13 protein-coding genes are annotated in these 12,212 nt (G+C 39.6%); 9 read left to right on the forward strand and 4 right to left on the reverse strand.

What is annotated here, in order from left to right; all coding sequences use genetic code 11:
* The first annotated feature begins 180 nt into the window (after positions 1–180).
* Entirely contained in the window at positions 181–438 is a 258-nt protein-coding gene (locus tag AACU98_RS04330) for a helix-turn-helix domain-containing protein (protein WP_036919663.1), read from the forward strand.
* A 475-nt stretch (positions 439–913) separates the two neighbouring features.
* Here the strand turns inward: AACU98_RS04330 and prfH are convergent, their stop codons facing one another.
* The 4 genes from prfH to deoC all read right to left on the reverse strand — a co-directional run bounded on the left by prfH (position 914) and on the right by deoC (position 4,428).
* Complete coding sequence (gene prfH / locus AACU98_RS04335; protein ID WP_161735609.1) at positions 914–1,525, reverse strand: peptide chain release factor H; 612 nt, start codon at positions 1,523–1,525, stop codon at positions 914–916.
* Complete coding sequence (locus AACU98_RS04340) at positions 1,525–2,661, reverse strand: RNA ligase RtcB family protein (protein WP_026090512.1); 1,137 nt, start codon at positions 2,659–2,661, stop codon at positions 1,525–1,527. Before AACU98_RS04340 ends, prfH begins: the two co-directional genes overlap by 1 nt.
* A 266-nt stretch (positions 2,662–2,927) precedes the next feature.
* A complete protein-coding gene (locus tag AACU98_RS04345) occupies positions 2,928–3,704 on the reverse strand; it encodes a DeoR family transcriptional regulator (protein ID WP_004246149.1) in 777 nt (258 codons plus the stop codon).
* Positions 3,705–3,759: 55 nt separating this feature from the next.
* Positions 3,760–4,428: a deoxyribose-phosphate aldolase gene (gene deoC / locus AACU98_RS04350; protein ID WP_004246148.1), complete on the reverse strand. Its 669-nt coding sequence runs from the start codon at positions 4,426–4,428 to the stop codon at positions 3,760–3,762.
* Positions 4,429–4,607: 179 nt separating this feature from the next.
* Between deoC and rbsK the strand changes: the two genes are divergently transcribed.
* The 8 genes from rbsK to ilvN all read left to right on the forward strand — a co-directional run bounded on the left by rbsK (position 4,608) and on the right by ilvN (position 12,158).
* Complete coding sequence (gene rbsK, locus AACU98_RS04355; protein ID WP_161735611.1) at positions 4,608–5,528, forward strand: ribokinase; 921 nt, start codon at positions 4,608–4,610, stop codon at positions 5,526–5,528.
* 216 nt (positions 5,529–5,744) lie between these two features.
* The gene (gene murQ / locus AACU98_RS04360) at positions 5,745–6,659 is read left to right on the forward strand and encodes an N-acetylmuramic acid 6-phosphate etherase (RefSeq protein ID WP_004249544.1); all 915 of its coding nucleotides are present in this window, start codon (positions 5,745–5,747) and stop codon (positions 6,657–6,659) included.
* Positions 6,660–6,698: 39 nt separating this feature from the next.
* Positions 6,699–8,063, forward strand: a complete 1,365-nt coding sequence (locus AACU98_RS04365) for a PTS transporter subunit EIIC (RefSeq protein WP_046335042.1) — start codon at positions 6,699–6,701, stop codon at positions 8,061–8,063.
* A gap of 31 nt (positions 8,064–8,094) precedes the next feature.
* Positions 8,095–8,946, forward strand: a complete 852-nt coding sequence (locus tag AACU98_RS04370) for a MurR/RpiR family transcriptional regulator (protein WP_004246144.1) — start codon at positions 8,095–8,097, stop codon at positions 8,944–8,946.
* Positions 8,946–9,734 carry a sulfite exporter TauE/SafE family protein gene (locus AACU98_RS04375; RefSeq protein WP_004249542.1) on the forward strand — a complete coding sequence of 263 codons (789 nt, stop codon included), beginning with the start codon at positions 8,946–8,948 and terminating at the stop codon, positions 9,732–9,734. The genes AACU98_RS04370 and AACU98_RS04375 overlap by 1 nt, the downstream gene beginning before the upstream one ends.
* A 235-nt stretch (positions 9,735–9,969) precedes the next feature.
* On the forward strand, positions 9,970–10,068 hold the full coding sequence (gene ivbL / locus AACU98_RS04380; protein ID WP_004249539.1) for an ilvB operon leader peptide IvbL: 99 nt from the start codon (positions 9,970–9,972) through the stop codon (positions 10,066–10,068).
* Positions 10,069–10,175: 107 nt separating this feature from the next.
* The gene (gene ilvB, locus AACU98_RS04385) at positions 10,176–11,870 is read left to right on the forward strand and encodes an acetolactate synthase large subunit (protein ID WP_161735613.1); all 1,695 of its coding nucleotides are present in this window, start codon (positions 10,176–10,178) and stop codon (positions 11,868–11,870) included.
* A gap of 3 nt (positions 11,871–11,873) precedes the next feature.
* The gene (gene ilvN / locus AACU98_RS04390; protein ID WP_004246140.1) at positions 11,874–12,158 is read left to right on the forward strand and encodes an acetolactate synthase small subunit; all 285 of its coding nucleotides are present in this window, start codon (positions 11,874–11,876) and stop codon (positions 12,156–12,158) included.
* The last annotated feature ends 54 nt before the right edge of the window (positions 12,159–12,212 follow it).

Genomic DNA, 12,212 nt, shown 5'->3' on the forward strand with positions numbered 1-12,212 from the left:
GTAAATTATTAAAATTTAATACTTAAAAAACGCATTTATAGGTATATCTATCTAAGTATTGTTACTACCGATCAATGCTTGTTTTTTGATAGCTGTTGGCTATCGTAATCTTTTTATTGATCGTTTTTATCAATTTGTACTAGAATCATCATTAGGGTTACCTGTCATTGAGGGGCGTATATGATGATCAATACAGTGGTAGGGAAAAGAATACAAAATAGAAGAAAAGAATTAAATATATCAAGTTCGAGAATTGCATTACAGTTAGGGATGACAGAGCAATATTATCTAAAATTAGAAAATGGTTATACTAAGATAACCGTTGATGAATTAATATGTATTGCGATTATTTTGAAAGTGTCACCACAAAGTTTATTACTAAAATCAACTGTTAGTCAGCAAAATAGGGATAGCCAATTAAATAATTATTATCACTAATAATATTATCACAATAGCGCTTTGTTAAAAAATACTCATATAGTAGTAGTTTATTGAGTAATATAGTAATGATAAGAAATTACTTTTAGGCATCTTTGATATTAAAATATAAGTATATATCTTTATTGAACGTCATAAATCAATAATTGATGATGCATATTTGATCGTTTTAAAATGTTTTCTATTACCACTCTATAGTGTTAATGCTTTGTTTTTATAGTATAAAATCAGGTCTAATGTTAAATGAAATAGTAATTAAAAGTCGTGATAGATGGCTAATCGTCACTAAAGTGAATTAATAATAACCCTCTATCTTATACTGATGGCATTTAACATCGCTGATGCGTTTTTATTTTCGCTATCTACTAAGGTGTATAACCGATTTTATTATTTAGGATCACAGTGATGGTTTAATTATTAGATTTATTAGTCAGTTAAGCCACGATTTAATAACGTGGCTTTAGTTTTATATGAGTTATTTCGTTATTGGTAAAAACTCACGTCCATAAAAACAATGAGTTGCATTACCACGGATCACTCGGTGATGAGCTAGGTGTCTCTGGTTATTAAATGAAGCTTGCTGTTGGGATAGATAATGAGTTAGATGCCAAGCAATAAGCTGTTTCGCTAATTTTTTATTAGCATGTTGGCTTCGCTGAGACTGGATCTTGGCGCTAATGCCTGTTGCAATATGCGTCGCTCTGACAGCTGAACTCGTTTTATTAACATGTTGTCCTCCGGGGCCATTGGCACGCATGGTTTCAAATAAAATTTCGGTGTCTTGGATTTCTTGTGGTGGGTCAAAATAAGCGATACCGATAAACCAATTTTTGCGTTTATGTTTAGGTCTTAAAGTACTTGTACATTGCCATTGCACAGTGCCTGACCATTGTTGTGCGATAGCTTTAGCCTCTGCACCTTTAAGCGATACTAATACTGACTTTAAACCATAACGAGATGGCTCTTGCTCAAGAATTATCACATCAACTTGCCGCTGCTCTGTGACGGTTAGAAAATAATTCAATGTTTTTTCTACCGCTATACAGCATTCTTCGGGGCCTTGTGCTGAAGAAAATTGTAATAACATTATGCTATCTCCCCACTGGTTTTATAAGTAATAACCGGTTTTAAGCGGGCGATAACCTCAATTAAACCAAGACTCCTCATACTTTCTATAACAGTTTCAATTGATTTATACGATTGAGGCGCTTCCTCATAAATTAATTGTTTATTAGCACAAATAATACGGCTACCTAGTGCTGTGCGTGAGAGCTGTAATGGCGTAAATCGATGTGATAAACGGCCTTTACACTCAGTTCGCATCCACTTTCTACCCGCACCATGTGGTAGAGAATGGAGGCTTAATTCAGAGATAATAGGTTTAACGAGATAACTGTGATCACCACGTGAACCAGGAATAACCACAATATCGTGATGGGCGGGCGTCGCCCCTTTGCGATGTAACCATCCCTGTTGATTATATAATTCGCAAGGCTCTACCAGATTATGGTTAACATCAGTAATAACCGTTCCTTGTGTATGAATTTGTTCCATCATTCTATGGCCAATCAAGTGGCGATTGAGCTTAGCATAATTAAGAGCATGGTCATGGGCTTGTAAGTAGTCATTGGCAGCGTCTGTATTCGCGACCAGTCCTTGATGGCCAAATTGCTCTGTGTGAGCACGTAAAATAGATTGCCCTAAACCACGTGAACCGCTATGCACCAATAGCAATAATTGTTTTTTATTAATACCACTGTTTGTAAACAATGCTTGATTAATAACTTGGTCAATTTGTTGGAATTCAGCAAAGTGATTTCCACCACCAATAGAGCCTAATGAGTGAGCAAATGGATGATTTTGCATATCTGCAGGTAAATTATCTATCAACCATTCGATGGGCGCGATATCACTCATTTCGCTCAATTTTTTTTCTATTTTATCTAAATTGAGTTTGCTATGGTTAAATTCTGTTTGAAACAGTGTCATACCACAGCCAATGTCATTACCGACTAAAGCAGGGTAAAAACGGTTAACAGAAAAAAAAGCCGCTCCAATGGGATAACCACGACCGGGGTGTAAGTCTGGCATGCCAGTGACATAAGCCATTTCAGGAAGTTGAGCGGTTGTTACTAGTTGTTGGATTGCTTTACTTTCAATCCAAGTCTTATCTGAGGCGATATAACAAACGCGATCAGATAAATAATGAACACACTTGTCCATATTCCAATCCATATATTGTAAAGGATAAAAAATAACGTGATTGGCGGACAGTAAAAAGAAAGGATTACTTTTGAGATTGTCCGCAAAGAGTATTCATATTTGTTGTTGTCATGGGATACCTCCTTGCAGTTCTGTGAAATGGAAAATAATAAATCAGGCGAATAGTAATCACTTTTTTTCACTTTAGCAATTAAAAAAGTAGCGTGATTTTTCTTTCTGTTTACCAAAAAAAGTAAATTAGGGAACAGTGAGATTTTTCTTTTGGGTTAATAAATAATTTTAACTGAGCTTTTTCGGCAATAGGCTTCATAATCATCCGTTAGTTTTCTATCGGTGATCACGACATCAAATTGCGCTAAATCACCCATATTGCCTGTGGCAGTTTCATCGAAGGCGTGGTATTTGGTGAGTAAGATCTTACGAATCGATTTATCCATCGCTTTTCTCTTCATATGAAGATCATCAATGTTGTAGCAAGAGACACCAAAATCGAGGTGGACACCCTCTGCGGAAATAAAGGCTTTTTTCGGGTTTATGTTATCAAGGTAACAAGGCTGGAGGGGATTATAAAATGAGTCGCTTTTAGGGCGATATTCGCCACCACACAGTAGTACGGTCGCATTTTTCTTTCGGCTTAATGCCAGAAAAACGCGGTGCGAATAACAAATACCAGTAAAGTGTAAACTCTCAGGAATAAGCTCAATTAATGTCGGAATAAGTTGGCCATTATCAAAAAATAGTACATCACCTTCAGACACCATGCCCGCAGCAAGATTAGGAATATGTAATTCTTGGGTTTGATCCGGGGTGATAATATCACTAGTCGATGTGATTAGGTTGCTATGAGGTTGTGCCAACGCGACAATATAGCCACCAAGCAGTGACATCGGATAGGGGTTTTCAACATCTGAACTGAGATCACGACGAATGGTCATTTCAGATACTTCAAGGATCCTCGCGGCATCTTTGAGATGGATGCGGCCTGAGCGTTTTATGCATTCGCTAAGGCGACGCAAACGTTCATGCTGTTTGGTCTCTATCACCTAAGGATCCTTCTATTATCGAATAGCGTATCCCATATAACGATACGCTAGGCTATTAGTAATTTGATTCTGGTGCATCTGAATCTGTTACAATCGCAACACTGGCACTTGCACCAATACGTGTTGCCCCCGCTTTGATCATCTTTAAGGCTGTTTGGCGATCACGTACACCACCTGACGCTTTTACGCCCATTTTGTCACCGACAGTTTGACGCATTAAAGCGACATGGTGTTCTGTGGCACCCATTGTACTGTATCCAGTTGATGTTTTAACAAAATCAACACCGACTTCGCAACACATTTCACAAACTAAACGTACTTCGTCGTCAGTTAATAGGCATGTTTCTAGAATAACTTTTAGTGTTGTATTTCCGCAAGCGGCTTTTACCGCGGCAATATCTTGTTTTACAAAATCAAAACGACCACTTTTTAACATGCCAATGTTGATAACCATATCGACTTCTTGAGCACCTTGGCGAATAGCTTCTGCCGCTTCAAATGCTTTGGTTGCTGTTAGGCCTGCACCAAATGGGAAGTCGATAACACAGCATACTTTAACATCACTTCCGGTTAGGCAAGTTCTTGCTAAAGGGATATAAGAAGTGTTAATACACACAGAGAAGAAACCGTGCTCAACAGCTTCAGCACATAATTGTTTGATTTGTGCTTCAGTTGTATCTGCAGCAAGTAGAGTATGATCGATATAATTAGCTAATGGACGCATAATCGTTTCCTTAAGAGAAGATTGTTATTTATCACTCATGTTAGTTTGGCAACATAATAGTGAGCTTTTAACGGGATAACAATCACAAATGATATTTAAATAACATGATATTGTTATATATCTATCTAAATGTAACTATTCTAACATTTTAACTTTTTCATTAGGGTGAGAGGGGCACTATGGATATTGCAGTGATTGGTTCAAATATGGTGGATTTGATCACCTATATAGATAGGATGCCAAAAGAGGGAGAAACCCTCGAGGCGCCAGCATTTAAGATTGGTTGCGGTGGGAAAGGGGCAAATCAAGCGGTTGCCGCTGCAAAATTAAATTCTAAGGTGATGATGTTAACCAAAGTGGGGGATGATATTTTCGCAGATAACACCATCATGAATTTAGAGTCTTATGGTATTAATACTCGTTATGTTGAAAAAGTGCCCGGAACCACCAGCGGTGTTGCACCTATTTTTGTTACCTCTCAATCATCCAATAGTATTTTGATCGTAAAAGGCGCGAATCAGCATCTATCGGCTGAAGATATCGATAGAGCCGCGGTGAGTTTAAAAAAATGTCGTATGATTGTGCTGCAATTAGAAATCCCGCTTGAAACGGTCTATCACGCGATTGAGTTCGGTAATAAACATCATATTCCAGTATTGTTTAACCCTGCACCAGCATCGAAAGCTTTAGATCTCACTATCGCCGCACAATGTGATTTTTTTGTCCCCAATGAGACAGAGCTGGAAATTTTAACGGGTATGCCAATTAATACGTTGGATGAAATTCGAGAAGCAGCCTACTTTTTACTCGAAAAAGGGTTTAAAAATATTATTGTTACATTAGGTGAAAAAGGGGCGTTATGGGTGAATGGGGAAATTGAGAAATATATCCCCGCCATTGAAGTTAATGCCGTTGATACCAGCGGTGCTGGAGATGCTTTTATTGGCTGTTTTTCTCATTACTATGTGCATACCGACAATATTGAAGAAGCGTTAAATAAAGCGGTTATGTTTTCGGGTTTAAGTGTCACAGGAAAAGGCACTCAATCTTCTTATCCTAGTATTGAAGAATTTAGCGAATTTTTAAGCTCAGCAAAATAGCCATCAATGAGCCATACCTCTCACAGCTCTCCTGTTTAAAATCAGGAGAGCTTTATTATCAATAAGTTATCTTTTTTACATCGCGTTAAGTTTGTTTTTAGTTGAATGTTTTTACGGTATTGTGATTTTGTTCACAAAATAGTCATCAATAAGATTGAATTAAAATTTCATTAGATGTAATTTTAATTGAAATACTATTTCATTAAGGTTATTACAATGAAAGATGATGCATTGAGTTTATGTCTTCAAAATGAAAGTAACCAAGAGACCACACAATTTTCTGAGCTAAGTACCTTAGCGTTAGTTTCGTTAATTAATAGTGCCGATATCACCGTGGCCTATGCCGTAAAGAAAGAATTACCCGCAATCGCGAAAGCCGTAGACAAAATTTGTGAACGTCTACGTCAAGGGGGACGCATTTTTTATGTCGGCGCAGGAACTAGTGGCCGATTAGCGGTATTAGATAGCGCGGAATGTCCGCCTACTTTTGGCGTTTCTCCCTCACTGGTACAAGCCATTATTGCTGGTGGGCATGATGCTATGCTTCAAGCCGTTGAGAATATTGAAGATAATCAACAAGCTGCTATCGAAGAGTTGCAACGCCGTGAGGTAAATTCTAACGATGTCGTTATTGGTATCGCTGCCAGTGGTCGCACGCCATTTACAGTGGCTGCATTACAGTATGCAAAGCAGATCAATGCATTAACGCTCTCAATTACTACCCGCGGTAAAGGTATGATGAGTGAAATAGCCGATTTATCCATCGCGCCAGATGTCGGCGCCGAAGTGTTAACAGGCTCGACAAGAATGAAAAGTGGCACGGCTCAAAAAATGATCTTAGGTATGCTAAGTACCAGTGTAATGACTCGTTTAGGTAAGGTGCATAAAAACCTGATGGTCGATGTGGTGGCCAGTAATGAAAAATTACAGCGACGTGCTGAAGGTATTGTGAGTGAAGTGTGTGGGATCACAACACAAAAAGCAGCGGAGTTATTAAAAATGGTTAATTATCATCCGCGAAAAGCCATTTTAATGTATGAGCTTCATCTGAGTGTAGAGAAGGTTGAGCAAATGACACAACGCTATCCTTACCACTCTTTACAACAACAGTTAGCCCTATTTAATGAATAACAATATCAGTCAATCCTCTGAACTCTAGCAGGCACAATTATGGCTAATAAAATAGAACATCTCGACACCTTAGCATCAGAAATAGAAAAACAGGCTGGTGGGTTTAGCAATATCGCAACCTTAACACATTGCATGACCCGTATTCGTTTGATCTTAAAAGATAGTTCGCTATTTAATACCGAAGCATTAAAACAAGTCGACGGTGTCAAAGGCGTGGTATTTAATGGCGAGCAACATCAAGTCATAGTAGGAATGGGAACAGCCGCCAAAGTTTATTCAATCATGAATAAACGTATGCAAAAAAACACAGATAATAGCGAAGAAACCCCTGCGTCAACACCAGTGAAAAAAGGGTTTTCCATTCGTCGTATGCTAAATACGTTGGCGGCTATTTTTGTTCCTACTATCCCAGCATTAATTGGCTGTGGTTTAATTATGGGGCTAATTAATATTATCCGTTTAGTGGCTCCCGGCTTAGTTGATCAGTTTCCTGAACTCTTTAAGCTATTTAAACTGATCGGAAGCACCGTATTTGCTTATCTCTCTATTATGATAGGTATAAATACGGCTAAAGAGTTAGGGGCTTCAACCTCCATAGGTGCTGTTATGGCGGGATTATTAGCCATGCCGGGACTGGCTGATATCACATTATTTGGTGAGAAATTACAGCCTAATAGTGGTGGGATCTTCGCGGTCTTAATGGTGGTGGTATTCTCTTCAAAATTAGAGCTATGGTTTCGCAGCATTGTAAAAGAGAGTCTTGATCTTATTTTAACCCCCTTTGTTACTATTTTAGTTTCTGCGTTAGTGGCGATTATGGTATTCCAACCTATTGGTCATTATCTGAATCAACTATTAGCGCAAGGCGTCTCCTTATCACTATTAAATCATGGTGGCGGTGCGGTTGTGACAGGCGCAGCGTTAGGGGGTAGTTTCTTATTCTTATTACTAACCGGTCTACACCAAGGTTTAATACCGATCCACACTGAAATTTTAAATACCTTTGGGTTAAATTACCTATTCCCTATTTTAGCAATGGGCGGAATGGGGCAAGTAGGCTCTTGTTTCTGGGTTTATTTACGTACTAAAAACCAACGCTTAAAGAAAACGTTAATGGGTGCGTTGCCTGTCGGAATTTTCGGCGTGGGTGAGCCTTTATTATTTGGTGTCTCTTTACCTTTAGGTAAGCCCTTTATTGCTGGTTGTATTGGCGGGGCTGCGGGTGGTGCATTAATGGCTTATTTTCAGGTTGGGATCATTATTCCATTTGGTACTGCTGGGTTATCATTAATTCCACTGGTGGGGGATGGGCAGATCATCAAATTCCTTATCGCAGTATTGGGGGCTTGGGTTGTCGGTTTTATTGCCAGTATATTAATCGGATTTACCGATCCAGAAAAATAAGTCAGAAGAAGAAAAGAAAAAGGATAATAGAATGTCAACACTGACTAAGAAACTTGAAAATTTGCGCTTACAAGGCAAAGGGACAGAGCAACGTCTCGCCCACTATTTATTAGAAAATAGCGATAATATTGCCAGTATGAATGCCGCAGAATTGGCACAAAAAGCCGGTGTCAGTAGTGCTTCTGTTATCCGTTTTTCCCGCCAAATGGGGTATGGCGGTTATCCTGAATTTAAAATTGATTATCTCTCAGAGGAAAAACAACAAAAAAGCAGTAGTGATATTCTTTATGCCAATTTAGCCAAAACAGACTCGACTGAGCAGATTATTGCTAAAACAGGACATCTATTTACTACCGCCATTCAGGATTCGATAGCGTTACTGGATGCAGCGACGATAGATCTACTCGCTGAGAAAATGATCAGCGCTAAACGGATCGTTTTATTTGGTGTGGGCGCATCTGCGATCGTTGCGAGCGATATCTTCCATAAACTGATCCGAGTGAATAAAAACACCTTATTTAGTGCAGATCTCCATGCGCAACTTGCTTATTCAGCGAATTTATCCGCGGATGATTTGGCGATTGCTGTTACTGCAAGAGGCAATACTGCGGATATTAATCGAATGCTGAAAGCGGCAAAACAAGAAGGCTGTATCACAGTGGCTTTAACACGTTTTGGGCAAGATGAAGCTACGCGCTTAGCGAATTACACATTACCTTATTTTTATGATGAGCAACATTCACAATTGGGGGTGATCACACCGCAAGTATTGCAAATGGTCGCTTTTGATGTGCTGTTTTTTAAATATATGACACTGGCAAAAGGCTCAGCGGAAAAAGCGCTATTAAAAGGGCGACAAGCTGTAATGCAAGGAAATCAATAATGTTATTTATCACCATATTAGCTGTTGGTGCGGCGATTGGCTTAATTATTAGCACAACGGGGGTAGGTGGTGGTGTTATTGTTTTACCTATATTAACGTATTTCTTTGGTATGAATGCATTAATGGCGGTGGCAACCGCAAATTTACTTTCAATGTTGATGAAAGTGACATCCTCATATATGCATTTCCGTTTGGGGAATATTCCCTTTAAACGAGCCATGATAGTCCTTGCCATTATGTTGCCAAGTACTTTTTTAGCGAGTTTACTCGTCAATTATTTAGGTTCATTAGCGCAATATCAGCAGCAAGTTGAGTGGGGGATTAATGCGCTGGTGGTGGCTGCCATTATTTTTTCTCTCTTTTTATTTATTCAAAGAATGTTTTTCTCTTCACCTGTGATAGCTAAACAGATAACCCCATTAGCGCCTCTTAATATTAAGGCACTGTTATTGCCGGCGATTGCAGCAGGTGTTGTTTTAGGTGCCACAGGGGTCGGTGGTGGTGTGGTGGTGTTACCTTTATTATTGCGTTACGCCAATCTATCGATAAAACAAGCGATAGGTACTTCGATTTTTACGACCACCCTATTATCAGGCTCTTCTGCATTAGCTTATATGCAAGATGGTCATACCGATATTCATTTAGCATTGCTGCTGTTTCTTGGCTCTTTGATCTCTATTCCTCTATCAAAATGGCTATTAATTAAAATGCCGGATAGGGTATTTCAGTATGCAACGTTGTTTTTAATTTTATGCAGCGCTTTCATGATGTTGGCGAGATTGTTTTAACTGATAGCCATACTATGGCATTGCGTCGATTCTTTATTCTTTGTTGGTGTTTTTTTCTGGTTTTTTATGCTGTTACAACACGGAGTTACTACTTGGATTAACAAGTGATCTAGCTCTCGTTTTGAGCGGTGATAAAAAATAAACTGAAAAAAAAGGTTGTTAATTTATAGAAGTTATGTTTTTTTAGATACAGATAACAGACAAACACATCATTACATTAATTGATAGGTAACCCATGATCATCACTACTCTACTACAAACTCTACGACTAACAGCGCACATCGCGGCTGTGGTTGTTGTGCGTGTGGTGGTGGTCGTCGGCAAAGCGCCGTAACGGGTCCGAATCAACACAGTTTCGCAACCCCGCCGGCGTATTAACCGGGCGGGGTTTTTCATATCTACCGCCCATAAAGTCCGGCTTAGTAAAAAGGACACAGAACAATGGGTGCTCAACAAGATAATGCCACAGGAAAAACCTTCACTGGTGCGCAATTAATTGTTTATTTACTGGAACGGCAAGGTATCACTACGGTTGCGGGGATCCCCGGCGGAGCCGCTCTTCCTTTGTATGATGCATTAAGCCAAAGTCAGTCTATTCGCCATATTTTGACACGTCATGAACAAGGGGCGGGTTTTATTGCCCAAGGTATGGCTAGAGCAAATGGTCAGCCTGCGGTGTGTATTGCCTCAAGTGGACCGGGGGCGACAAACTTAGTTACAGCCATTGCTGATGCAAAATTAGACTCAATTCCTTTGGTTTGCATTACGGGGCAAGTCTCTTCTGCCATGATTGGGACTGATGCGTTTCAAGAAGTTGATACCTATGGGATGTCTATTCCTATTACCAAACACAACTATTTAGTCCGCGATATCGCACAGTTGCCGGAAATTATCTGTGATGCGTTTCGTTTGGCAATGTCAGGTCGCCCTGGACCTGTATGGGTTGATGTACCTAAAGATATTCAACAAGCGACTATCACCTTAGATCAATTGCCACCGATACCACAAAAAGATGCAGCTCCAGCCTTTAATACCGATTTGGTGATCCAAGCCGCGCAAATGATTAACCAAGCGAAAAATCCTGTGCTTTATTTAGGGGGCGGTATTATTAGCTCTGAAGCGTGTAAAGAAGCGATTGAGTTGGCGGAGAAAAATAGCCTACCCACCACGATGACGTTAATGGGATTAGGTTTAATGCCACCAACACACCCGCTATATTTAGGGATGTTAGGTATGCATGCGGCACGGAGTACCAACTTTATTTTAGAAAAAGCCGATCTGCTGATCGTATTGGGGGCGCGATTTGATGATAGGGCAATTGGTAAAGCAGAAAAGTTTTGCCCCAATGCGAAGATCATTCATGTTGATATTGATAGGGCAGAGATAAGTAAGATCAAACGTCCTGATATTGCCATTCATGCAGATGCTAAAGCGGTGCTGTCGCTGTTATTACCTTTAATTAATATTAATCAGCGCAACGAATGGATAGATAGAGTTAATACCTTAAAACAGGAATATCCCTTAGAAATGAAAAACTCACACAATATTCTTAGCGGTTACGGCATCGTACTTGCTGCGGCAAATTGTGTTGATGATGAAGCGATTATTACCACCGATGTAGGGCAGCATCAGATGTGGGTTGCTCAAGCTTATCCACTGAATCGACCGCGCCAATGGTTAACATCAGGAGGCTTGGGGACGATGGGATTTGGGTTGCCGGCAGCGATAGGGGCCGCATTGGCAGAGCCAAATAAAAAGATCCTCTGTTTTTCAGGGGATGGTAGCATCATGATGAATATTCAGGAGTTAGCAACAGCCGCTGAGCATCAGTTAGATGTAAAGATTATTTTGATAAATAATCAAGCATTAGGGTTAGTACACCAACAACAAACACTCTTTTTTGATGAGCGTATTTATGCCGCAGCCTACCCTTATCAAACGGATTTTATTCGTATTGCTCAAGGATTTGGGTTGGATACTTGTGATTTAAATCAAGAAGCAGATCCTCAGGCGGCGCTACAAGCGGCAATTGCTAAACCTGGGCCTTGTTTAATTCATGCCATGATTGATATTAACGAAAAAGTATTTCCAATGGTTCCGCCGGGGGCGGCAAATATCGAGATGATAGGAGCTTAATTTATGTCACTACAATCACAACCTATCGCACTAGAACTTATTGTTCGTAACCATCCCGGTGTGATGACCCATATTTGTGGGCTATTTGCGCGTCGTGCATTTAACGTCGATGGTATTTTATGTTTACCAATGAAAAACAGCGATAAAAGTCGTATTTGGTTATTAGTACAAAAAGATGAGCGTTTAATGCAGATGGTGAGTCAAGTGGAAAAACTTGAGGACGTAAAAGAAGTGCGTTTTAGTGATGATCTGCGCGTTTTTGAACAGATGGAAAGTTATTTAAATTAATTGCACTGTTTGTTCTGGCTCTTTTTAGGTACGAGAGAGCCAGAACCTAAATAT

This window comes from Proteus sp. G4380 (assembly GCF_963885725.1).
Lineage (GTDB): Bacteria > Pseudomonadota > Gammaproteobacteria > Enterobacterales > Enterobacteriaceae > Proteus > Proteus mirabilis.